Here is a 25,107-nt window from a genome sequence, read left to right as displayed (position 1 = left end):
GGTTAAGAGTGTTTCGAAAAGTTTCATTCCATTTTATGACCTTCTAATTGAAGCAAGTATTTCTTGCGCCTGATGCCACCTCCGTAGCCACCAAGTTCTCCATTTGTCTGGATCACTCGGTGACACGGGATAACGATCGCGATTTTATTCAAGCCATTGGCATTTCCAACCGCTCGAACGAGATTCTTATTGCCAAGTGTGAGTGCGATCTCTTGATAGGATCTTGTTTCGCCTGAAGGGATTTCAAGTAGTGACTGCCATACTTGTTTTTGAAACGGCGTGCCATCCAAATGAAGCGGTATCGTAAAATCCGTTCGTTCTTGCGCAAAGTATTCTTCTAGCTCTTGTTCGAGTTTAGCATTCGTTTCTGTTTTCCCCACTAAAATTCGGGCGTTGTGTTTTTTTCGTAGCTGTTCAATTTCACGTTCTAAGCCACGCCGATCCATGAATTCAAGCAGGTACAACGCTTCTTCATCTGTGAGGCTGAACATTCGCCCAACTGGCGTCGCGATAATATTGGCGTAAAGCGGCTTCACTTCGGTTTTCTTCGGCGGATTCCCCATGATTTTAGTGAAAGCATCATTGAAAGCACTTGCGGATTCATATCCAAGCGAAACTTGCTGGTCTATGACTTTTTCGCCCGCTAAGATTTCTTTGAAAGCAATCCCCATTCGTCTTGAGCGCGCGTACTGCACAAAAGTCATGCCGTAAATCTCTTTAAATTTGCGGCGCGCTGTAGCAGAATGGATCCCTAGTTCGTGAAAATCAGCTTCTTTCCAGCGCTTTTCTGGATGGGCCTCAACGGCAGCGACGAGCGTTTCGACTTCTTCTGGGATGCTATTCGGATAAGTTAGTGGCATGCAACGTTTGCATGGTCTAAATCCGGCCAGTAACGCTTCTTCTGCCGTCAAAAAGAATTCGCAGTTCTCAAACTTAGGCTTCCTAGCCGGACAGCTCGCATGGCAAAAAATCCCCGTTGTTTTGATTCCTGCAAAAAAAGTGCCGTCATACTGTTTATTTTTATGAAGCAGCGCCTCGTAAAATTCTCGGGCTTTCATTTCTGAAATAGCCATTTCCCTCACTCCTTTGTGACTTTTCGCTCTCTTTATTTCTTATTATAACCCTTTTTCCAAATTTTACTTTCGAAAAATGAACAACTATTTTCACGCACAAAAAAGAAGCCGCACTGAAAACGACTTCTTTCTTTTTTTGCAAGAACACAGTGGATTTTGTGAGGCTTCATGCTTTTTCCTTGTAGTCCCCTGCTTTTTTAAGATTCGTATCAAGTTTCACCTCGTGGCCTTCACGGACGAATAGCGGTAAGCTTAGAAAACTATGCGTTTCTTCAAACCATTCACCATCTGATTCGACCACATCTGCCATGCCTTCATCCTTAACAAGACGTGTCCATTTTCCTTTTGGTAAGTAAAATCTTGCTTTACCTTCTTTGTTGAAGATTGGTGCAACAAGTAAACTATCCCCAAGCATATATTGCAAATTAAGCCCGTAAGTGTTTGGATCATTCGCAAATTCAAGGAAAAGTGGGCGCATAAGCGGGATTCCTTCTTCCACAGCTTTGCGCGCTTGCGGATACAAATATGGCATCATTTGTACTTTGAGCTTCGTAAATTTGCGCGTTACTTCAACGGCTTCTTCGTCAAATAGCCAAGGCACACGGTACTGGATGTTTCCGTGATAGCGTGAATGCGAGGATAACAATCCAAATTGCGTCCAGCGCTTGTAAAGATCAGCTGGTGTACTTTCTTCAAACCCACCAATATCATGGCTCCAGAAGTTAAAACCGCTTAATAAGAAGGATAAACCGCCGCGTAAAGTATCTGCCATTGACGTATAGCTTGAAACATTATCCCCGCCCCAATGAACTGGGAATTGTTGTCCGCCAACGGTCGCGCTTCTCGCAAAAACAACTGCTTCACGGTCCCCTTTTTCGGCCTTAAGCACTTCATAAACCGCTTCATTATAGAGGTGTGTGTAGAAATTATGCGCCCCTTGTGGATTCGAGCCATCATAAAATTTAGCATCATACATTGGCACACGTTCCCCAAAGTCCGTTTTAAAGCAGTCGACGCCCATTTCTAACAAGCGTTTCAAATGAGCTTGATACCAACAAACCGCATCTGGATTCGTGAAATCAACGTAAGCATTGCCCGCTTGCCAAAGATCCCACTGCCAAGGCGTGCCATCTTCATGCGTAATAAAATATCCCTTTTCGACTCCTTCTTTAAAAAGGGGCGACTTTTGCGCAATATAAGGATTGATCCACACGCAGATTTTAAGACCCTTATCATGCAAACGACGAAGCAACCCTTTCGGATCCGGGAAAGCCTCCTTATCCCACTCAAAATTACTCCACTCAAACCCCTTCATCCAAAAACAGTCAAAGTGAAACACATCAAGCGGCAAATCCCGTTCTTCCATACCATCGATAAACTTCATCACCGTTTCTTCCGAATAATCCGTCGTAAACGAAGTTGAAAGCCAAAGCCCGAACGTCCAAGCAGGAGGAAGAGTGCCGCCACCCGTCAATTTGTTGAACTTGCCGAGTACCTCTTTTGCAGATGCCCCTGCGATGACAAAGTATTCCAGATGCTCGCCTTCTGTTGCAAATTGCACGCGTTGCACGTTTTCGGATGCAATCTCAAAACTCACAGGTTGACTGTGATTCACGAATACGCCGTAGTAAAGTCCATCTTGCTTTTTAAGCCCTGGCTTACACGCCAAGTAAAACGGGATATTTTTATACGATTGTTCCGAACCTGTACCACCATCTTTATTGATAATTTCCACCGTTTGGCCGTTTTTCACAAATGGTGTAAAGCGTTCCCCAGTTCCATAAATTTTCGTATCCACATCAAGATTCAACATTTCGCGCATAAAATGCTTCGAACGCTTCAAAATTGTCCCCGCCTGACGCGCATCCTGATAATTCGCTTGCGCACCAGACACACTTAGCGGATACATGGACCCAGTCGTAATGTCATCAATCGACGCTTGTGCGGCTTGCTCCGAAGCGGTTAGCTCATGGCGCTCTCCTGATGCGTCTGTAAAATGAAAAGCCATCCTAAAGTCGCCGTGAAGCGGCAGTTCTACATCAAGCCGACCGGAGCTCAGTTTCGCATTTCCTGCCCGAACGCCCGCGCCTTGTCCGTTTACTTCACCTTCCTCAATTTCGACTTTCGGTGCCACGTTTTTCTCAGGGTAAAGTGTGTAGCGCGGATTTTTGTCATCCACGTCGAAATGTGTCAACCGAATGCCAATCACGTCTTCCATCGGCGAGAACGCACGAATCGTAGTATTCCCAACGTTAAGCGTGTTCCCGCGTTCGATGATTTTCCGGTACGTAGCGTAGGCAAGAAGCGAGTCATTTCCAGCTTCATCTGGCACAGCGGAAGCTTCATAAACCTCAACTGGATTTTCAATTTTGTATTGCTCTTTACTTAACCAATAACCATCTGTAAATTTCATCATCATTCTCCTTTATGATTTATTTTACTCGGATAGTTCACGAGCATGTTTTTCGTCAAGTTCGGATGCCATTTGGTCTTCAAATTTATCCAAGTTATTGAAGTAAAGGGCAATCGCGGATAGAATGTAGCCAATCAGTGGAATCCAGATGAAGCCAAGCGAAATCGCGTTTAGAGCTGTATCTGGCTGGCTCGTTGCGTTTGCGCCCGTCGATTCGATGTAGTGACCCATGGCAAGTACTGCAGAGAGAAGCATCGAACCAAGTCCCATCCCCAGTTTCGCGGAAAAAGAAGAGAAAGAGGTAACAAAACCTTCAGCACGAATGCCATTTTTCCATTCTCCAAAATCCACTGCGTCCGAGAGCATGACGGCAATTAGTGCTCCGATCAAACCTTGGCTTAGGTAGAAGAAAACGACGGCTGTTAAAATAACCGGCACATTCCCGCCCATTTGTTCAGAGAAAAATAGTAAAAGTTGGGATACGATCGTTCCAATCATTCCGATCATCATCGTGTTGCGTTTCCCGATTTTGCCGACAAAAAACGGAACAAGCGCGGTTGTAGCCAGTTGAAGCGTAGTTCCGAGAAGTGTAAGCGAGCCGAGCGCTTCTTGGCCTAGATTATATTTGAAGTAATAAGGAAGCGCGCTTGAGCGAATCGCAAAAGCTCCCCAGAAAACAAAGTTGATGAAAATAATGATAAACCACGGATAGTTTCCTTTGATGGCTTTCACGCTTTCTCGCATGGGAACTGAACGTTTCGAGTCTCGCGTTACAACGCGTTCTTTCGTTCCAAAAAACGCAGTAAACATCGCAATAATCGTAATAACGCCGAGGATAATCGCCCAAATCGTCCAACCAGAAGCTGATTTCGAACCACTCGCGCCATCGCCCATCAATCCGCCAAAGAAAATAACAGCGGGAAGGGTTAACGGCAAGAATAGCGCCGACCCAAAGTTTCCAAAAAATTGACGAATCGTTGAAAGTGTCACACGCTCTTTAGGATTAGAGGTGAGTGCTGGTAAAATTGAAGTAACGGGAATATTAATAGCCGAATAAAGAACTTTCGCGCCAATATACGCGATATAAATCCATACAATCTTCGCTGTTTCGCTGCCCATAATAAAGCTTGGAGCTGAAAAAGCCATGACACAAAAAATGGCAAATGGAATCGTGAACCAAAGCCAGTACGGCCGCGATTTTCCCCATTTAGTGTGCGTCCGGTCGATCAGTTGTCCCCAAAAAATGCCGTCAACTGAATCGATGATGGCTGTTAACGCGAAAAGTCCAGCAGTCGCTGCTGCCGCAACGCCAAGTGTATCCGTACAGAATACAAGAAAATACGTTCCTAAAATTTGAAAAACTGTATTACAGCCAAAGTCACTCATTGCATATGCAATTCGCTCTTTCCAAGGCACTTGATTCGCTCTGACCGTTTTTGCCAGTGTGCTGATTGCCCCGCCAGCCACATTTTTTTGATCTAGATTTTGCTCCACTTTGCTCCCTCATTTCTGTTTTATCAATAAGATTTTTTTGCTAGAACCCGCAAATGACTATTGTACGAATGCATGTTGCTTGATAAAGGCAACGCTTTCATAAAACTTCCTAATTTATTTTCAATCAAAACTCTTAAAGTCTTTTATAGTGATAGCGTTTTCAATTCAAGCGAAACTTTACAATTAATTTTTGTTTCCATCTGAACTGGGCTAGACCTTCACTTCCTTCCATTCAAAGTTGACTTAGGTTTATTTGTACGATAAACTAACTTACAAGAACTAATATAAAAGATTCTAAAATAATTGTCAACCGCTTTCAAAAAATATATGCTATGATTATAGACAAAAGCGAAAGGAGCCGCCTTATGATTTCCAGTAAATACACCATTCGTGAACAAAACGAAGCGAAAATATTAAATTTTATTATTCAAAACAAAGAAATTTCGAGAGCAAAACTATCCGAGCTATCCAAACTAAACAAGGCTTCCGTTTCGTCAATCACGAAAAAGCTCATGGATATTGATCTAATTTTCGAAACACGCATCGGTGACTCCTCGAACGTTGGTGGAAGAAAGCCGATCATGTTATCTTTCAATAAAAAATCGTCCTTACTGCTCGCACTCGACATTGGCTACAACTACATCGAAGCTGCTTTAGCGTATATCGATGGTACGATTATTAAAAGTATTAGCCAAAAAGACAAACTGATTTCCTCAGAAAATGCGATTTCTGTTATAGAAGAAACGGTGCGCAATTTAACGGCAGATCTTCCAGAAACTCCACATGGCATTGTTGGAATGACGCTTGCGATTCACGGGCAAGTGTCGAATGAAGAAATTATTTTCACGCCCTACTACGATCTTGACCAACTGGATTTATTTACTGAGCTCGGCGCGCGATACGCCTTTCCGATTTACATCGAGAACGAAGCCAATTTATCAGCACTCGGTGAATACACGTTTTCATCAGAATACGAAAAACTGATCGCAATCAGCATGCACAGCGGAATTGGGGCTGGGATTGTTGAAGCCGGTAAGTTGCATCTCGGAAAAGATGGGAAAGCAGGCGAAATCGGGCATACCATTTTTCAACCACACGGTAAGGCTTGTCCTTGCGGAAATAGTGGCTGCTTAGAACGCTACGGAGCGAATGAAGTGATCTACAGTGAACTTCGCGAATTAAAAGGACTTGAAAAAGTCAATTCAGATGTGCTTGTTCGTTATTATGAAGAAAAAGATCCGGAAACTTTAGCTCTGCTCCAAAAATATTCTGATATTCTAAGTGTAGGCATTAATAATATCATTATGATGTATGCGCCAGAAATCGTTGTAATCAACAGCTCGATTACAAGAAAAATCCCGATTACGATTGATTTCATTAAAGAACGTGTCGCTAACCGTCTCGCTGCCGATGTCATCATCAAAAACACTTCCCTTGGCGAGAATTCCACGCTTTACGGGGCGCTCGCCTTCACCGCACAGAAGTATTTGAATATCGAACGGCTGAAGCTTGTCGAATAACTCTTATAAAAGCCAAAAAGGCATTCGTCTTTTTGGCTTTTTCTTTGTTCGCATTTTCATTTTTGTCTACTTTCATTTTAATGTCAAAAATCCACCCCTGAATTTCAACCTTCGTAAATCCAATCACAAACTTAAAACAAAAAAAGTCCCCAAACAACACAAAAAACGCCCCTATCCGGCCGTTCAAACTGGCTATAATAAGAATGTCATTATAGATTATTCATTATTATAGGAGGAAAAAAACATGAACGACATGAAAGAAGAACTTTTCAAACGTTTAGACGACAAAAAGGATCGCATCGTGAGCATTCGACGTCATTTACACGAACACCCAGAATTATCCTTCCATGAAACAAACACCAAACAATACATCGTTGACTTCTACCGCGACAAAGATTGCGACGTTCAAACCTTTACTGGCGGAAACGGCGTAGTAGTCACAATCGATAGCGGGAAACCTGGGAAAACTCTCGCTATTCGCGCCGACTTTGACGCGCTTCCCATTAAAGAAGAAACAGGCCTTCCTTTCGCTTCGCAAAACGAAGGCGTGATGCATGCTTGCGGCCATGATGGTCACACAGCTTACATGCTTATCCTCGCAGAAACTTTAATTGAATTAAAAGATCAATTCACAGGCAAAATCAAAGTATTACACCAACCTGCCGAAGAAGTTCCTCCAGGCGGAGCACTTCAAATGATTAAAGATGGCGCTTTAGACGGCGTCGACAATGCTATCGGCATTCACGTGATGAGTCCCATGGATACAGGCGGCGTTTTCTACCGTGAAGGTGCCATCCAAACCGGTCGTTCCTATTTCAATGTGACCATCCACGGAAAAGGCGGACACGGCTCGTCCCCTCACATGGCAAATGATGCCATCGTTGCAGCAAGCTATTTTGTAACTGCTGTTCAAACGGTCATCAGTCGGCGTTTGGACCCATTCAGTGTTGGGACAATTACAATTGGCTCTTTTGATGGAAAAGGTCAATTTAATGTCATAAAAGATCACGTAACTCTTGAAGGCGATGTTCGTGCCATGACAGAAGAAACACGTAAACTTATTCAAACGGAGATTACACGTATTCTTGATGGCATTAAAGCCATGTTTGGCATCACTTACGACCTTGACTATCAAAATGACTATCCCGTCCTTATGAACGACGAAAAATTGACCGATTTTGTTTCCCAAACATTAAAAGATGCAGATATTAAAGAAGTAACTGAAGTGACACGTTGCGAACCACAACCTCCATCCGAAGATTTTGCTTACTATGCTGAAAAAGTACCAAGCTGTTTCTTCTACGTGGGCGCAAAACCTGCAAACGGAGTCTTTTATCCCCATCACCATCCAAAATTTGACATTAACGAAGACTGCTTGCTAATTGCTGCTAAATCAATGGGCGCAGTGGTTTCTGAATACTTGAAAGGAAGTGCAAACTAATGCAACAAGAACAAACCACTTATAAAGGAACAAACCGACTGATTATCGGAATCGTATTTGGGGTTCTAACCTTCTGGCTGTTCGCACAGTCGATGGTAAATATTGTCCCCGCCATTCAAAGTGACATCGGGATTTCATCCGATTTGCTCAATATCGCAATTAGCCTTACCGCCCTCTTCTCTGGAATCTTTATCGTTGTTGCTGGCGGACTGGCTGATAAATTTGGTCGAATGAAACTCACTTATATCGGACTTGTTTTAAGTATTTTTGGCTCACTACTCATTGTCCTTGCTCATGGAGCCACACTTCTCATCATTGGTCGTGTTATCCAAGGACTTTCTGCTGCCTGCATCATGCCGGCAACCCTTTCGCTTATGAAAACTTACTTTGACGGGAAAGACCGCCAACGTGCTTTAAGCTACTGGTCGATCGGTTCTTGGGGTGGCTCTGGATTCTGTTCCTTCGTTGGTGGTGCCATCGCCACTTACATGGGTTGGCGCTGGATTTTCATCATTTCGATCATCATCGCACTTCTCGGCATGCTTCTTATTAAAGGCACACCAGAAAGCAAAGTAGCGCAAACAGGAAGTAAAGGCCGTTTTGATACTTGGGGTCTTGTTACCTTTGTCATCGCAATGGTTTGTTTGAACCTTGTCATTACACGTGGATCAACATTTGGTTGGACAAGTCCAACAACAATCATTATGATCCTTGTCTTCCTAATCAGTGCCTTTTTCTTCTTCCGCATTGAACTACGCCAAACAAATGGCTTTATCGAATTCAGCCTCTTCAAAAACATGGCTTATAGCGGGGCAACACTTTCCAACTTCTTGCTAAATGCAGCAGCCGGAACACTCGTTGTTGCAAACACTTATGTCCAAGTAGGGCGCGGCTTTACCGCCTTCCAATCAGGTTTGCTCACGCTCGGCTATGTAGTCTGCGTGCTTGCAATGATTCGTGTCGGTGAAAAACTATTACAAAAAATTGGAGCAAGAAAACCGATGATTTTTGGCTCCCTCATCACGGCGATCGGGATTGCACTCATGGCCATGACCTTCTTGCCTAATTTGATTTACTTGATCTTTGTCTTCATCGGATATGCTTTCTTCGGTCTAGGACTTGGCATCTATGCAACGCCTTCAACCGATACAGCCGTATCCAACTCGCCAGAAGATAAAGTCGGTGTAGCATCAGGAATCTACAAAATGGCAAGCTCACTTGGTGGATCTTTCGGCGTTGCGATTTCTGCCACTGTGTACGGCGTTATCGCAGCAAGTGGAAATATCGAAGTCGCAGCAATGGTTGGCTTACTTACGAACGTAGCTTTCTGCGTCCTTTCCCTGCTTGCCGTTATCTTCATGACGCCACAAACCAAAAAAGCTATCCAAACTGTGCAAACTAACGAATAGGAGTTGTCTCGAATGCGTGAAAAATTAATGAAAATGCTAGATGAGCGCCAAGATGAAATGATCAAAATCAGACGCCATCTCCACAATCATCCCGAACTGTCTTTTCAAGAAGAAAAAACCGCTCAGTTCGTCCTTGATTTCTATCAAGGAAAGCCAGTTAAAATTGATCAAGAAGTCGGAAATGGCCACGGCATTATCGTCACCATCGAAGGTGCTAAACCCGGCAAAACAATTGGTCTTCGCGCCGATTTTGATGCGCTTCCGATCGAAGAAGAAACAGGCCTTCCCTTTACTTCATCCGAAAAAGGCGTGATGCACGCTTGCGGTCATGATGGGCATACGGCTTACTTACTTGTACTTGCGGATTGCCTGATTGAACTGAAAGATGAACTAAAAGGCACGATTAAAATTATTCATCAACATGCTGAAGAGCTTCCTCCTGGTGGGGCAAAAAGCATGGTAGAGTCCGGCTTGCTAGATGATGTGGAACACATTTATGGCATTCACTTCTTTCCATTCAAGAAAGCAGGTGAAGTGGCTTACCATCCCGGCTACGCAATGGCCGGCCGAAGCTACTTCAAGTTGCGTATCCAAGGGAAAGGTGGTCACGGCTCGTCACCACATATGGCAAATGACGCCATCGTTGCTGGTGCCCATTTTGTGAACGCCGTCCAAACTATCGTTTCTCGCTCATTAAATCCTTTTGATATGGGAGTTGTGACGATTGGTTCGTTCGACGGTGCGGGGCAATTTAACGTCATTAAAGATCACGTGACGCTTGAAGGCGATATGCGCTACATGACAAACGAAGTGGCAGATAAACTCGACGAACGCATTCGTGAAATCGTAAAAGGCATCGAAGCAGAATTTGGTGTGACTTGCGAGCTTGAACTTACTCGTGACTATCCACCACTTTACAACGATGAAAAAATCACCATGCAAATTGCTGAAACGCTTGAGCAAAAAGGAATCGGTGATTATCTAACGTCGGTTAGCGAGTTCCCACAACTTTCTGGATCTGAAGATTTTGCTTACTATCTTGAAAAAATTCCGGGCTCATTCTTCTACGTTGGTGCCGCTCCTAAAAGCGTCGAAAATCCTTACTTCAATCACCATCCGAAGTTCGATATTGATGAAGAAGCCCTCCTCGTTGCAGCAAAATCTGTTGCGGATGTGGCGCTTGCTGATTTATTTGCTTAAGTTACACCAAAACGTTCCAAATTTTAATCATTTTACGACTTTATAAGTGAAATTCTTGTGAGAACCATGTATATATGACATGGTTCTTTTTTCATTTCTTTTCGGGACATCAATTGGCTTCTGATTTCTATAAATCCGTTAAAAATCTTTCTTAGTTTCTAAAGTTTGTCTTTTTCATTTAAACAATTCCTCGTTATACGCCATTTGTAGTAGCAACGATATCTCCTTCTTTCCCCTAAAAAAGCTAGCGCCTTCTTTGTGAGTATAACAGAGTAAGGAATCCATTTTTCATTATAGATAACCGTTAAAAATCCATATTGATGTAAATGATATAAACTAGGATAACGGGCAGTTAAAAAGCCCTTATCTAATTCAATATTTTTTTCGTAAAGATAAATAAGAGTCTGGTAATCAAGTTCTTGTAATGGTCTCATTTCTACATCTCCAATATCTATTTACACAACAAGTATACCCTTACTCTTTTAAAAGATACGCTAAAATGAGACTTATTAAATGCATGGATTTGCTTATAATAAATCAGTTCATTCTCATCTCATATCGGCCTCTCACTTGCTCCTTAATTGCTTATTCATTTGATATGTCGAATCATAACTTTATCAGCTAATGATTAGTCCTTTTTCTTTGTTTAACCAAAATTTATTGATGTAACTGCAAACCGCCTCCAAAAGAATAGACCAAAAATCCAGTTCTTTTAGAGGCGGTTCATTTATTTATTTTATTTCTTACTAGAAATTAGTTAAAAACTTTGTTTGAAATATCTTTTCCAAATTTTTCACGTTCTATTTCAATCGTGTGAGCATTTGGTACACGCTCTGCACTTTCAAAAATAGAAGGATTGTAAGATACCTCATAACTTGTAGGAGTAGTTTTAGAAGGATCTAACGTTACTTTGGAAAACGTATTTGTTCGAGCCGGTTGAATGTAGATCGCCCGTTCATTTTGATCGTATCCAGACCAGTAAATGTTTCGATCACTTTCTCCCGTTTCATCAATTTTTTCCCAACCAGGTGCAATGGCAACAGATCTTGCCACACGGTATAGGGTCATTATCGCTTCACTATCTGATGGCTTATCTACAAACTCACTTAAATAAGCAGCTTTGACAAAGCGACTTGGAGAAGTATAGTCCCCTGGTAGTCCTAATAGACCTGAACCTGAACCAATTTGTTTGACGATTTCTCCACGAATTTCATTTGGTTCATTGCGGTCGTATCCAGACAAATGCATATAATTTCTTAAATTACTAATATGAAAATGATATTCTGGACTATTGGTTAGTATTCCAATCGCATTTCGATAAACTTTAAAGCGACCTTTTTCAGTTGGTTGAAGAACAACGTGTTCCTGATTGCGATCTGTGAAACAATAATGTAAAGGGAAATGAGCTCCTTCCACATAATCCTCGTCTACTAATACAATCTCCTTAACGGCTTCTTCAATTTCATCTACTGTACCGCACTGACTTAAAATCCAAGTCACTATTTCTTCGCCATACATTGGCTTTTTACCCTCTGCTAGAATTTCATCTCTTGCAGCCCAGCTTGCTTCTTTTAATACTAATAATCCGCCAACAAGCCCCTCTTCATTTATGCCATCAGCTAAGGCATTCGAAAACGATACGCCTACACCCATAAAGCTAAATTTACTTGTAAAGGTTTCCTCCTTTCCTTGTACAGGGTAATTTTTTGGAAACATTTTAACTTCAACCGTTTCCTCAAATGTCTCATCTAGGGTTCTAGACCAGTACATATTCCCCTCTTTAGATTGTAAAGTAATACTTGTGCACATCTCCATCTTCCTCTCTATTTTGTTATCAATCTAATTAAGATTGATTTGTTCATTGTATCACATAATCATTTAATATTGTATTGATATTGTATTATAATTGCGTATATATTGTATAAATAGTGAAAAATGGGCTCCTATCCAGCACCACACCTCCATTAGATTTTTACTAAATTTGCCATGTCCTTTTGATGATTTTCAATTTGACGTGCGCGAGCATGAAACTTAAATCGTTCCCTCCCCATTTAATTTCTGAAAAAATAAAGCGCCAATCCTCTAAGTATTTAACTTAATGAGCCCCCTTACGAAACCTAGCTCATCTCAAAGTTTAGCATTTTACAAATCATTAAAGTTAGATTATTCCGACTTTTATCTAGAAAACTAATCTAATAAAAAAACACTTTTAAAAAATTCTTAGCGATGACGATTTCGTTCCATCATCGCTCAGCTTCATTCGTTTACCTATCTATTTCGTCATGCACCTTACCTAGCTTCCTCCGTTACCCGGTAAATATGGATAGTTAAATACACTTGCTCATCACGTGTTAATTCAGCTTGGTGCGTACTCTTTAAATATTGATCGATTTTAAGCATACAGCGAAACGCTTCTGGATACTTCACTCGAACTTGTTCATACAAAAAATCGTCTCCAGACTCTTTGATTTCATCGGTCAACATCCGCTGTGCAAAATATTGTAAATGAGTAACAAAACGTGTGTAGTTTAAAGACGTTTCGTCAAGAACCATACCGTAGTGATATGTCACGATATTTAGAATATCCTGTACGATCCTTGTCATCTCAAACGTTGTCCGCATTTGTTGACCGTCTTGTCTAGCATTCACAATATGAAGCGCCATAAAACCGGCCTCATCCTCTCCAAGAAGCACACCTAATTCCTCTTGAATCATTCCAAGTGCCTTTAAGCCAATACAATATTCCTTATGATAAAATCGTTTTATTTCAAATAATAATGCATTTTTCATATCCAGGCCTTGTCTATGCCGAGAAACTGCAAAGTTAATGTGATCGGTCAGTGTAATATAAATATTATCACTCAGTTCAGCATCCAAAGTTTCTTTTGCATATTGAATAATATCATCCGCAACACGGAAGGTTTTCGGAGAAATTTCATTTAGTAATTCCATTAACTGCTCTGACATTTCATTTGATCGCATTATAAATGTTTTTTCAATTTTTGCTTCATCAACCTCATCCCCGACTTTCTTTTGAAAGGCTATCCCTCGGCCCATCACAACAATCTCTTTTGCATGTTCATTTTCTGCCCACACCACATTATTATTCAGCACCTTCTTGATTTTCATACAGTTTCCTCCTCCTTTCAAAAGAAAAAAACCTTAATCAATTTAATCACTGCACACCAAAAACAGTTCTTAAATTAACCCAGGTTTTGCCTGCCGAACAGTAACAATCCTTTTTCATTATCTTTCTTTATTATAGTATACGGAGAAACCGTTTGCAAGCTCGTTCTCATCGCTTTTATTCCCTTTTTCAGAAGTGTTTTTTCTTTTTTGGTTTCGTTCTTTTCCCTTCGGGTATATCAAGACTAGTTCGTTATTTTAAGGAGGATTTTAACGTGAAAGATGACTTAAAACCCAACTTGAAGGATCTCTCAAAGGAAAAGAAGCAGCAGCCAGACATTAAAGATATTGCTAAGCAAAATGAGCGAGATGACCCGCATGCCGAGCAAAATCAAATGAAACAAAAACAGCAACAAGAAGCAAAACCGCATTTTCACAGAAGAATATTAGACTAAATCAACTGCCCCGGAGCCTTTCGTAAAAGATTGACCCGGGGCTTTAAAATTGGAGGAGAATAGTATGGCAAGACGTTTTGATAGTATCTTTGTTAATCTGCCCGTAAATGATCTCGACGAATCTATTGCTTTTTTTACAGAACTTGGTTTTGAATTCAATCCCGAATACACTGATGAAAATGCTACTTGTATGGTGCTCGGTGATCATTTATTCATCATGCTACTTACAACCGAATTTATGAAACAATTTACGAAAAAGCCAATTGGCTCATTTGATACTGAAACATCTGTTATCACTGCTTTAGCCACGAGTTCCAAACAAGAAGTTGATGAGCTCTATGAAAAAGCCATTGCAGCTGGAGCGGAACGAGGCATGGAAATGAACGAAGGCGAGATGATAAGCAAGAGTTTTTACGATCCTAATGGCCACTTATTTGAAATCGTGTATATGCCAAAAATTTGACTCTTACACCGTGTCAGCCTTTATACTAACTTTATAAGGAGCTGATAAGAATGGTTCGACCTGCAACTAAAACCGAATTACTGGATGCGAGCAAGAAACAGGTTGATCGCCTTTTTAAAGAGATCGAAACGCTTAGCGCAGATGCGAAACAGGGAACCTTTCCATTTGAAGACCGCGACCGCAACATTCGTGATGTCTTCATCCATTTACACGAATGGCACAATATGATGGAAACCTGGTATAAGATAGGCATGAGCGGGGAAAAGCCAGCCATCCCGAGAGAAGGCTACACTTTTAAAACGCTTCCTGCTCTTAATTTTGAAATTTGGAAAGCCTATCAAGATACGGATTTGGAATGTGCCGAGCGGTTGCTTAAGGAAAGTCATCTTCGAATGATGGAATTGATCCGCGCTCATACGGATGAGGAATTGTTTACGAAGCGTTACTATCCTTGGACAAACACTACGTCCCTTGGATCGTATTTCATTTCTAGCACTTCCAGCCACTATGACTGGGCGATTAAGAAAATTAAAAAGTATAAACGGGAACTTGCGCGACTGTCTTGACGGTCGCGCAAGTTCTTTTTTGGATGGGTATTAATTCACGATTGGAGCTTTCTTCGGTATACTTAGAGAACAGTCAGTATTCATTTTTCACAAACATGCCAAAATATAAATGGCAAATGGATTCTCCCTCTAAGACTCTCTCCATGATTCCTTCCGATTTTTTCTATCGTTCACATGATTTTGTCCATTTCAATTGAACTTTTTTGGACAAATTGACAATTTGTTTATATTGCTTATTAATTAGCGCGGTCATAAGATATAGATGTAGAATAAAGCAGCCAAGTCTACACCAGCAGTTCTTGTAAATGGCAGAATGACCGGCGTTTTTGGAAAGGAAGAAACCTGATGTATTTGTCCGCAAGAGCACGCATTATTCTTGAGAAATTACTTTCTAAAAAACAGGATTTGAGTGTTTCGGAGCTTGCCCACTGGCTAAATGTCAGCGAGCGAACTGTTCGCCGTGATTTGGAAGAGGTTCGCCAAACTTTGGCTCAATTTGAACTTGTGCTCAACAAAAAAGGAAGTCGTTTATCTGTAACTGGTGCCGATGAAAACCGTGAAACCATTCTTCGGACATTGCTTCAAAACGGGAAACATGAGTTTACACCTTTTGAGCGCAAACAGCAGTTGCTTCAAATTTTGCTTAAGAAAACAGAACCCGTTAAACTTGTTTCGCTTGCCTACGAACTTGGCGTTACGGTGTCCACTGTAAGTAGTGATCTTTCGCATATTGAAGAAGAGTGGCATGGCAAATTGCGAATTAAACGACGTCGCGGGATTGGCATGGTACTTGAGGCCTCGATTACAATAAAACGAGAACTCATTCGTGAATTAATTTTCCAGTTGATTCCTAAAATTAAATTGCAGCACTATTTCAGTCATCCTGATCTATCTGTCGCGTCACCAGAAGAATTTAATTTTTTAAGCGCTTTCATCAATTTTGACTCGCTGAAGCAAACGGATTATGTCTTGACACGTTGGATGAAAAAGCTACCTTACGAAATTCAAGAAGATTCTTATCTGCATTTACTGCTTTATCTACTGATTGCTGTTAAGCAAATGGAACTTGGTCAGTTTGCCGCTGAAAAAGAGGATCAACCCATTTTTATCCAAGACTATCCAGAATATGATATTGCCGAGCGAATTTTGCAAGATACTCTTCCAGAATTTTCCATTCCTGAAACGGAAAAAACGGAATTGACCATGCAAATTCTCGAATCGGAAATTCACACGGGAGAAGCGGTTTTCTATCGTAACGAAAAGGTTCAAGCTATTCGGATTGCTAAAAAATTGATTTCACGTGTAACGCGTGAACTAGGGCTCCCACTTGCTGAAATGCCACTTTTGCTAGGGCTTTCTGAGCATATTCAATACTCGCTTGTGCGGCTGAAAAAGAATCTGCCACCAAACAACCCGCTCCTCAGTTTGATTCGCTCCGAATTTGGCGAGTTGTTTGATTCGGTGCACAAAATTGCGTCTGAACTCTACCCGTTTCCTGCTTTACCAGAAGAAGAAAGTGGTTTTATCGTTTTACACTTTGAAGCCGCGATTTTACAGGCTGAAAATTTACGTCCTTATAGCGCGCTCGTTGTAACTTCAAGAAGTAACGGTGTCACCACTTGGATTCGGGCTAAGTTTAAAAAACGGCTGCCGAAACTCCAAAAAATGAAATTTGTCACGCCACTTGAGCTTACGAAAGAAACGGATTTCGAAAAATATGACATCATTCTTTCTACAACGGAATTAAGCGATTTTTCTATGGACTATGAATGGATTAGCATTTTCATTTCTGACGAGGAAATCGCAAAAATCGAAGCGAAACTGGAGCAAAAAGTAAGTGCTGAAAAAAACACACAAGCGGTTCAAAATCACTTATTTGATACGAGTCTAACGGGTACCATCGCGGAACTTAAACGTATACATAATTACTCTCTGCTCGTCCTTTCGTTTCTTGAATCCATTGTCATTGAGCAGGAAAGTGCTATGACACGAAACGCAGAAGACAACCTTCGAAAATTAAGCGGGCGTATCGCTGAGCTAAATGAAAGCATTGACGGAGCAAGACTTTTTGGAAAACTAAATTCGCTTGAGTCGAATCGGAAAATGATTTCTGCAGGTATGAATACGGGGATTTTTGTTGTGAATGAAAATGTTGACCGGGCGGCTCTTTTCGCTTTCAAGCTGGCTCATTCCATTGATTTTCAGATGGACGGAGAAGTCAAATCCGGGGTTTCACTTGTGATGATTTTTGTTTTACCTTATGAACTTAATGCGGCGGAGCTTGAAATCATTACGTATTTGCTGAATATGCTAACAGAAGACGATAGCCTCGTACCTCTAGCTGAATCTGGTGGTAAGAAAAATTTAGAGGCGTTCTTTGCTGTTAGTCTGCGCGAATTTCTGGAACAAAAAAAGACGCAAAACTTCTTTTCATAAAGAATATTTTTAAATAAACAGGAGGAATTTTAAAAATGACAAGTTCAACATTACATGATTTTTTAGAACCAAATTTGAAAGCGCTTCGCGAACAAGGATTGTATAACGAAATTGATTCTTTGCAAGGTCCAAATGGCGCAGAAATCGAAATTAATGGTAAACAGCTCATCAATTTATCTTCTAACAACTACCTAGGTTTTTCAAATGATGCTCGTCTTAAGAAAAGTTGTGTAGAAGCGACAGAAGAATTTGGCGTTGGTGCTGGTGCTGTACGTACGATTAACGGAACGATGACAATTCATGATGAGCTTGAAAAACGCATCGCGGAATTCAAACATACCGAAGCTGCCATCGCATTCCAATCTGGATTCAACTGTAACATGGGAGCAATTTCGGCAGTAATGACGAAAAAGGATGCGATTATCTCAGATGAATTAAATCATGCTTCGATCATTGACGGCTGTCGACTCTCAGGTGCTAAAGTCATCCGGGCACGCCATCAAGATATGGATCACTTGCGCGAACTTGCCAAACAAGCGACAGAAAGTGGCGAATATGAAAAAGTCATGTATATCAGTGACGGCGTCTTCTCAATGGATGGTGATGTGGCGAAAATTCCAGAAATCGTTGAAATCGCCCAAGAATTTGGACTCATTACTTATATTGATGACGCACACGGCTCTGGCGTTATGGGCGGTGGTGCTGGAACCGTGAAACATTTCGGATTATCGGACAAAATCGACTTCCAAATTGGGACTCTTTCAAAAGCAATTGGGGTTGTCGGTGGATACGTTGCAGGCTCTAGAGAACTCATCGACTGGTTAAAAGTTCGCGCTCGCCCGTTTTTATTCTCCACATCGCTTACGCCTGGCTCAGCAGCAGCTTGTATCACTGCGTTTGATTTGATGGAAAAAGAACCTGGAACGATTGATAAACTATGGGAAAATGGAACTTATTTGAAAGCTGGCTTAAAAGAGCTAGGATTTGATATTGGTCACTCAGAAACACCGATCACGCCATGTATCATTGGTGATGAAAACTTGACGCAAAAATTCTCGCGCCGCTTGCTTGAAGAAGGTGTTTATGCAAAATCGATCGTCTTCCCTACGGTGCCAAAAGGAACAGGTCGTGTACGTAACATGCCAACAGCAGCGCATACGAAAGAAATGCTTGATCAAGTTCTCGCGATTTATGAAAAAGTTGGAAAAGAACTTGGTGTAATCAGCTGATTAAAGCACAAATAAAGCTAGTCAAAAAAAGGAAGTTAAAACTTGGAGGGAATTTGAATGAAGAAGATTTTAATTACAGGATGCCTTGGACAAATTGGTTCAGAATTGACTACTCGCTTGCGTGAAGATTATGGAACAGACAATGTGGTTGCGACAGATATTCGTAAGATTGATAGCCCTGTTTGCAATGAAGGAATCTTTGAAATTTTAGATGTCACCGATAAACAAAAAATGCAAGATTTAGCTAAAAAATATGAAGTAGACACTTTAATCCATTTGGCAGCTCTTCTTTCAGCGGTTGCGGAAGCAAAACCTCAACTTGCTTGGGATCTTAATATGGGAGGTCTTATGAATGCACTTGAAGTGGCTCGCGAACTCAATTTGAAATTTTTCACACCGAGCTCAATTGGCTCATTTGGCCCAGGAACACCAAGTGAAAACACGCCACAAGATACGTTGCAACGACCAACAACTATGTATGGAGTAACAAAAGTAGCGGGGGAACTTCTTTGTGATTATTACTATACAAAATTCGGCGTTGACACACGTGGTGTGCGCTTCCCAGGTCTTATTTCTTACAAAACTCTTCCTGGTGGCGGAACAACCGATTATGCCGTAGATATTTATTATGAAGCACTCAAAAAAGGACATTATGATTCCTTTATCGGAAAAGGGACTTTCATGGATATGATGTACATGCCAGATGCAATTGATGCGATTGTTCAGTTGCTTGAAGCTGACCCAAGTCGCCTAGTTCACCGCAATGCCTTTAACATCACAGCAATGAGTGTGGATCCTGAGCAAGTTGCAGCATCGATTAAAAAAGTGATGCCTGACTTTACGCTTGGCTATGATGTGGATCCTGTTCGCCAAAAAATAGCGGATTCTTGGCCCGATTCACTTGACGTCACTTGTGCAAAAAACGAATGGGGATTTGCTCCTAAATACGATCTTGACCGCATGACACAGGATATGCTTGAAAAATTGTCCAAAAAAATGCAAAATACTAGTATGGCAAATTAAATACGTTTTGCTTACAGCATAAAAAATGAGCTGGGAAAGTAAAACCGATTTGCTTTCTCAGTCAGTTAGGGGAATTTATGGAACAACAAAAACTAAAAAAAGAGATTGGCTTTTTCACGGCGCTTACTGTTGTTGTCGGAACCGTAATTGGGTCAGGGGTATTTTTCAAACCAGAAGCCGTATTTTCTGCAACTGGAACGGCTGGGCTTGGGCTTCTTGCTTGGATTCTCGGCGGTGTGATCACCATTTGTGGCGGTTTGACAGCAGCAGAGTTATCGGCAGCAATTCCTGAAACTGGCGGAATGGTTGTCTATCTCCGCAAAACCTATGGGAAGCTTGCCTCCTACATGCTAGGTTGGGCGCAGACGGTCATTTATTTTCCGGCAAATATTGCTGCCCTATCCATTATTTTTGCAACACAGGTAGCTAATTTATTTGGTACAAGCGACAGCATTATCATTCCCGTTGCGATAGCAGCAGCCGTATTCATTATGCTCATGAATTTTCTCGGAGCCAAAATTGCGGGTTCTTTCCAAGCAGTCACAACGATTTGTAAACTCGTTCCTTTAGCACTTATTATTATTTTTGGGTTATTCCATCAGGGCGATGTTGCGTTTCGGTTATTTCCGATGAGCGTTGAGGATCATCCGTTTCTCACGAGTCTTGGTTCGGGTCTTGTAGCTACGATGTTCGCTTATGACGGTTGGATTCACGTTGGGAATATTGCGGGCGAAATGAAAAACCCGAAAAAAGACTTGCCAAAAGCGATTGTTATTGGGCTTACGAGCGTTATGGTCGTTTACTTACTAATCAATATTGCTTATTTAATGGTGATGCCAGCAGCAGCCCTTGCAGCGACAGCAACACCAGCAGCAGATGCGGCAAACTTGATTTTCGGATCCATCGGCGGAAAACTAATTACAATTGGGATTTTGATTTCTGTTTTTGGAACCATCAACGGTTATACCATGACAGGAATTCGAATTCCATATGCGATGGCTTTACAAAATCAGCTACCATTTAGCGGCTGGTTTCGCAAACTTGGAAAAACAGCCGTTCCTTATAACAGCGGGATTGTCATTTTACTCATCTCGATCATCATGATTTTCTCTGGTCAATTTAATCAGTTAACCGACATGCTGATTTTTGTTATTTGGATTTTCTATACGATGATTTTCTTTGCGGTCTTTATTTTGAGAAAACGCGAACCCGGTCTCGTTCGGCCATACAAAGTACCTTTCTATCCAGTTATTCCGATTATTGCGATTCTTGGTGGGATTTTCATCGTCGTAAACACGCTGTTCACACAACCCTTAAATGCCGGCATTGGGCTCCTCCTCACTGCTATCGGTCTTCCTATTTATTTCTATAAGAAGAATAAGGGACATATTAATGAATAAAAAGTAAACATAACTACTGTTTCAACCAAAAAAGCAGAAATCCGAAGTTATCACTTCTGGATTCCTGCTTTTTTCAGATACCATTTCTCATTTTCAGCTTTCGCTTTTCTTTCGACTTCTGATTACGAAAAACGTCAAAATGCTAATCATTCCAACAAAAAGTCCGCCAACGATCAAACTGCTTTTTAAAACCGAATGTCGCTCCTTTGGAAGTAAAAGAGCCTCCTCATTTAGCGCCCGGTCTTTCTCTCGGATCAGAAGGCCTTTCCGAAAATCCCACTTATGCCCCGCACCATCATCTGCTTTTAATTTCAGCAAATACTTGCCAGAAGCTAGCTTTGCCTTGTCCCAAGGAATGATAAAATCATAATTGGAATTCGGTGCCATCGCTTGATTATCACGTTTCACATGATGAATCGCCTTTTCCTCTCCTTGCCTAAAAACTTCCGCTTCTATGTGCAAATTTGAAACAATGGTTGCCGAAGTATTTTGGATATTAGCTGAAACCATCGTCCGATAATTCTCAAGACCAGGTTTCACTTCATTCAACCGCAAATCGGGCACAACTGGTTCATCCGATTCCGTTAGCTTCACTCCAATCACGTAAGAAAAATCATTTTTCACCTGTACCTCTTTCGCCCCTGCCCTAGTGGTATTCGCTTCCTTTTTGTGTACATAAAAACCACCCAAAACCATTCCAGAAAACGGCCTTTTTGGCATTTGCAACGTAAAATCCACCTTTTTCTCTTCATTTGGCGCTAACTTTACTTCCTTTTTGCTAGAAATCAATTGTTCAAAATCTACCTCGAGCGAATTGTCTCGCTTTTCATTTGATGCGGCGTAATTGATAACCCCATTTCGATTGGTTGTTGCCCGGTTTGGCTCCACCAAAATGGTTGCCACTTCTCCCGACTTGTTTTTAAGTGTCAGCGAAATCGTCTCCTTTTCCCGAGGCTTCATCCGCAAGTCAAAATACGTCTTCGTTTTATCCAACTGATTTGCTGGAATATTCGCTTGCACACTATAATTCATATCGCTTGCCTGCACACTTCCTGCAGCACCTAAAAAAATAACAATCCCGATAATCACACTACTTAAAACCCGATTTATATCCATCTTCATTTCCTTTCTACTTAAAATGGCAATTAATCTAAAAAGACTAATTGCCACCTTGTTCGCCCTTCCTATTTTGTTGGCGCATCAACAAGACTAAAGCTTAAAGTCGCGCTATATTCACCTGAATAGTTGCCCGCAGGCACCGAAAGTTTAATCTCCTTGCTGTTTAGCACATCTGCCCAAGAGCCCATCCCAGAGTCCGGATCCGCTTGCATCAAAGTAGCCGTACTTTTCCCGTCTGCCTCAAGCTTCACCACAAATTCTTCCGGTTTTTTTGAAACATTTCCAGCAGTCGTTTGAAGCTGTCCTTCTGGAATTACAAGTTCAGCGCCTTTTAACACCTTATCTTTTTCTTTCGCATCCGAAAAAGTAGATAATCCAACTTGAAGCGCCCAACCTTGTCCTTCACCACGACGGTCAGAAACTTGTACATTGGGGTGCTTTGTTGTAATAGAAAAGGTTTCCGTTTCTTCCGTCAAATCATGCAGGCCAAATTCAAACGGGGTCACATTATCAATTGTCAACAAGCCCACATTCCCCGTTTCTCCAGAAGGTTCATTAGGGTCTTCATTTGGAACGATCGGATCTACTGGTTTTTCAGTTTTCCCTGGTTGCAGCTTCACCTCTACTTGTGATGTTGCCGTATCTCCAGCTGCGACAGCCGTCTGCATGCCAAGTGAAAGCACCGCTAATACACTAAATACTGCTACTCCTAATTTTTCTTTTTTCATTTTGGGTTCCTCTTTTCTTTTTATTTTCTCAGCTAGTTACGCCGGTGTGTCTTCAAGTACCCACTCAACCGTCCCGCTGTATTCTCCGATATAATTGGCCGGACTTAGTTTAATGCCAAGTCCTGTTTTTTCACTCCAGTTAAGAATTTGAAGCGGCTCTTCCGCAGTTTTCCCTGCGCGAATTTGTATCAAATCCTCTTGCTCCAGCCGACGTGCGGCACCTGTTTCATCTAAATAGTAAAGCTGATCAAGATAATGCCCTTCCTTAGAAATAAGCGGCTCCTTAAGACGCGCCTTTAAATTCCAGCTACTGCCTTCCCCGCGCGTATCCAAAATCGCCATTTTCTGCGTAAAGGCGGCATGAATCATCATCGTTTTGTCCACCGGGATCTCGCTTAGCTCAAATTCAAAATCAGGTAGTTCCGCAAATTTCAACGACCCTTGGACAACTAGATTGAGCTTATCGACATTCGACTTCGAACCTTCCCGATCTACGGCATAGACAGTTACTTGATAAACACCTGGCTTCAAGTTTTCCGCGTCCACATCAATGCTAAAATTATGGTTAACATTTTTGGGATTATTGTCTTGCTGTTTGATTTTTTGTGACTTACGACCACTAATTTGATAGTAGATATTCACCCAATCGCTATCAGGATCTATCCAACTTCCTAGCAGTCGCGTCTTTTCAACACTCAAATTTTCAACCCCCACAACACCACCAGAACTTCGTAACTCGACAACAGGAGCCACATTGCTTTTAAGTGTATAAGTGATTGGGCTAGAATGAGTAATTAGATTTTCGCCAACTGATGCGGCCTCCTCTGTTACTGTATAATCTTCCGCAACTTGATGCGTACGTACTTCAAATCGAATCTTTTTACTAGCCCCACCTTGCTCAAAATCACCTAATGGAACTTGTAACAGCTTCCCTTCGAAATAACTTTCATTTAGTCCACTTTCTTCCCCATTCTCGTTTACCATCCGAAGAGATCCTGCGACATAATCCACATTCTTATCCAGTCGCTTTTTGAGTACCACATTTTTCCACTCTTCCTGCCCCGTTAAATAAGTAGTATCCAGTTCATATGTCAACATCTGTCCAGCATAGACATCCTCTTTCTTCACCGACTTTTTCGACCACCAATCAAAAATATGCTCAGCTGTTTTTCCCTCAAGTCGCCCAGGTAATTCCTCAAAAACCACTTTACTTTCCGAAAACTGTGACCCCGTTGCTCCTGTGAACCCCCAGTATACTTGATTCGTTCCAAACGTCTGCGCGACATCAATCGGCACATGAATCTCTCGCAATTTATCAAATTTATACGTAAGCTGTGCCATTTTCGCATCCCACTTCACTGTAAACAAATGCCACTTTCCATCCGATAAATAATCACCATTTGGAAAAATCGGTTCCCCGTGAAGGAGGGAGCGCTGTGAACCAAGCAGTGACCATTCATCCTTATAGGTCTCCCTTTGATCCGGATAGCCCCAAGCAATATGATTACGTCCTTTAGCAAGCATACTGTCAAAATTGCGATCATAATATGTATCAAATTCCACCGCAAAAGAATGACCGATCGCAAGACCAAATTCATTATATTGACTTGAATCCCAAACACCTAAACGCCTGCTTTCACCTGCTCGAAAAGCATTATTTTGTTCCTTATCTGCCTGCATCACAAAAGCCGCACCATCCGCAGCTAACGTTCCTTTGTTCCCAAAATAAAGATACATTGACATCTTAAAATCCTTCGTAAGATCCATCTTATAACTATCTAAATTCCAAATAGCCCCCGCTTGATTTTTCTTATTCGCCGTAATTTCAGCAATGTCTTGGTTCTCCGCTTCTATTACTGAGCTATCTGCTCCTTGTGGTATCTTAAAAACGGATTGCAACTTTATTCCATCCGGAGGTTGCTCTTCACTTGCCCAAGCTAGAATTGGCGTTTCCATAAAGGTTAAAAAAGCAAATAAAAAAAGTAGCCAAACTTGTTTCACTTTTACACCTC

The 25,107-nt window shown here is 41.5% G+C and carries 20 protein-coding genes; 11 read left to right on the top strand and 9 right to left on the bottom strand.

All coding sequences use genetic code 11. The annotated features are described in order from the left end of the window. Nucleotides 1-23 precede the first annotated feature (23 nt). From HB912_RS00735 to HB912_RS00725, 3 genes are all read right to left on the bottom strand, one after another. A complete protein-coding gene (locus HB912_RS00735; RefSeq protein ID WP_185371770.1) occupies nt 24-1,073 on the bottom strand; it encodes a bifunctional transcriptional activator/DNA repair enzyme AdaA in 1,050 nt (349 codons plus the stop codon). Nucleotides 1,074-1,239: 166 nt separating this feature from the next. Beyond that, complete coding sequence (gene yicI, locus HB912_RS00730; RefSeq protein WP_185371769.1) at nt 1,240-3,486, bottom strand: alpha-xylosidase; 2,247 nt, start codon at nt 3,484-3,486, stop codon at nt 1,240-1,242. A 24-nt stretch (nt 3,487-3,510) separates the two neighbouring features. After that, nucleotides 3,511-4,980: a glycoside-pentoside-hexuronide (GPH):cation symporter gene (locus HB912_RS00725; RefSeq protein WP_221635589.1), complete on the bottom strand. Its 1,470-nt coding sequence runs from the start codon at nt 4,978-4,980 to the stop codon at nt 3,511-3,513. A gap of 365 nt (nt 4,981-5,345) precedes the next feature. On the opposite strand from HB912_RS00725, the gene HB912_RS00720 reads away from it, so the two are divergent. The 4 genes from HB912_RS00720 (at nt 5,346) to HB912_RS00705 (ending at nt 10,550) form a co-directional block, all read left to right on the top strand. Continuing rightward, on the top strand, nt 5,346-6,500 hold the full coding sequence (locus tag HB912_RS00720) for an ROK family protein (protein WP_185371768.1): 1,155 nt from the start codon (nt 5,346-5,348) through the stop codon (nt 6,498-6,500). A gap of 253 nt (nt 6,501-6,753) precedes the next feature. Continuing rightward, nucleotides 6,754-7,941, top strand: a complete 1,188-nt coding sequence (locus HB912_RS00715; protein WP_185372815.1) for a M20 family metallopeptidase — start codon at nt 6,754-6,756, stop codon at nt 7,939-7,941. Next, nucleotides 7,941-9,350 carry an MFS transporter gene (locus tag HB912_RS00710; RefSeq protein WP_185371767.1) on the top strand — a complete coding sequence of 470 codons (1,410 nt, stop codon included), beginning with the start codon at nt 7,941-7,943 and terminating at the stop codon, nt 9,348-9,350. Before HB912_RS00715 ends, HB912_RS00710 begins: the two co-directional genes overlap by 1 nt. Nucleotides 9,351-9,362: 12 nt before the next feature. Continuing rightward, the gene (locus HB912_RS00705) at nt 9,363-10,550 is read left to right on the top strand and encodes an amidohydrolase (RefSeq protein WP_185371766.1); all 1,188 of its coding nucleotides are present in this window, start codon (nt 9,363-9,365) and stop codon (nt 10,548-10,550) included. A 158-nt stretch (nt 10,551-10,708) separates the two neighbouring features. Here the strand turns inward: HB912_RS00705 and HB912_RS00700 are convergent, their stop codons facing one another. The 3 genes from HB912_RS00700 to licT form a co-directional block, all read right to left on the bottom strand. Next, a complete protein-coding gene (locus HB912_RS00700) occupies nt 10,709-10,984 on the bottom strand; it encodes a hypothetical protein (protein WP_185371765.1) in 276 nt (91 codons plus the stop codon). Between the two features lie 319 nt (nt 10,985-11,303). Further along, nucleotides 11,304-12,359, bottom strand: a complete 1,056-nt coding sequence (locus HB912_RS00695) for a linear amide C-N hydrolase (RefSeq protein WP_280529503.1) — start codon at nt 12,357-12,359, stop codon at nt 11,304-11,306. 480 nt (nt 12,360-12,839) lie between these two features. After that, nucleotides 12,840-13,679, bottom strand: coding sequence for a BglG family transcription antiterminator LicT (gene licT / locus HB912_RS00690; RefSeq protein ID WP_185371763.1), 840 nt, complete (start codon nt 13,677-13,679; stop codon nt 12,840-12,842). A gap of 272 nt (nt 13,680-13,951) precedes the next feature. Between licT and HB912_RS00685 the strand changes: the two genes are divergently transcribed. The 7 genes from HB912_RS00685 (at nt 13,952) to HB912_RS00655 (ending at nt 21,248) form a co-directional block, all read left to right on the top strand. Then, a complete protein-coding gene (locus HB912_RS00685; RefSeq protein WP_036072408.1) occupies nt 13,952-14,131 on the top strand; it encodes a hypothetical protein in 180 nt (59 codons plus the stop codon). A 64-nt stretch (nt 14,132-14,195) separates the two neighbouring features. Beyond that, nucleotides 14,196-14,594, top strand: coding sequence for a VOC family protein (locus HB912_RS00680; protein ID WP_185371762.1), 399 nt, complete (start codon nt 14,196-14,198; stop codon nt 14,592-14,594). Nucleotides 14,595-14,644: 50 nt separating this feature from the next. Beyond that, nucleotides 14,645-15,160: a ClbS/DfsB family four-helix bundle protein gene (locus tag HB912_RS00675; protein ID WP_185371761.1), complete on the top strand. Its 516-nt coding sequence runs from the start codon at nt 14,645-14,647 to the stop codon at nt 15,158-15,160. Between the two features lie 345 nt (nt 15,161-15,505). After that, nucleotides 15,506-17,596 (top strand): PRD domain-containing protein, encoded by a 2,091-nt coding sequence (locus HB912_RS00670; RefSeq protein ID WP_185371760.1) that lies wholly within the window; start codon nt 15,506-15,508, stop codon nt 17,594-17,596. Nucleotides 17,597-17,631: 35 nt separating this feature from the next. Then, nucleotides 17,632-18,825 carry a glycine C-acetyltransferase gene (locus HB912_RS00665; protein WP_185371759.1) on the top strand — a complete coding sequence of 398 codons (1,194 nt, stop codon included), beginning with the start codon at nt 17,632-17,634 and terminating at the stop codon, nt 18,823-18,825. 57 nt (nt 18,826-18,882) lie between these two features. Continuing rightward, nucleotides 18,883-19,848 carry an L-threonine 3-dehydrogenase gene (locus HB912_RS00660; protein ID WP_185371758.1) on the top strand — a complete coding sequence of 322 codons (966 nt, stop codon included), beginning with the start codon at nt 18,883-18,885 and terminating at the stop codon, nt 19,846-19,848. Nucleotides 19,849-19,925: 77 nt separating this feature from the next. Beyond that, the gene (locus tag HB912_RS00655) at nt 19,926-21,248 is read left to right on the top strand and encodes an APC family permease (RefSeq protein WP_036072402.1); all 1,323 of its coding nucleotides are present in this window, start codon (nt 19,926-19,928) and stop codon (nt 21,246-21,248) included. Between the two features lie 93 nt (nt 21,249-21,341). Here HB912_RS00655 and HB912_RS00650 read toward each other — a convergent pair whose 3' ends face one another. Genes HB912_RS00650 through HB912_RS00640 form a run of 3 tightly spaced genes read right to left on the bottom strand, consistent with a single transcriptional unit; the run spans nt 21,342 to nt 25,096 of the window. Then, complete coding sequence (locus tag HB912_RS00650) at nt 21,342-22,418, bottom strand: WxL protein peptidoglycan domain-containing protein (RefSeq protein WP_185371757.1); 1,077 nt, start codon at nt 22,416-22,418, stop codon at nt 21,342-21,344. A 14-nt stretch (nt 22,419-22,432) separates the two neighbouring features. Further along, a complete protein-coding gene (locus HB912_RS00645; RefSeq protein ID WP_185371756.1) occupies nt 22,433-23,095 on the bottom strand; it encodes a WxL domain-containing protein in 663 nt (220 codons plus the stop codon). 36 nt (nt 23,096-23,131) lie between these two features. Further along, a complete protein-coding gene (locus tag HB912_RS00640) occupies nt 23,132-25,096 on the bottom strand; it encodes a lectin-like domain-containing protein (RefSeq protein WP_185371755.1) in 1,965 nt (654 codons plus the stop codon). Nucleotides 25,097-25,107: the final 11 nt, after the last annotated feature.

Source organism: Listeria aquatica (assembly GCF_014223975.1).
Lineage (GTDB): Bacteria > Bacillota > Bacilli > Lactobacillales > Listeriaceae > Listeria > Listeria aquatica.
The sequence above is the reverse complement of the archived record's forward strand: the minus strand, read 5'-3'. Positions and strand labels throughout refer to the sequence as shown.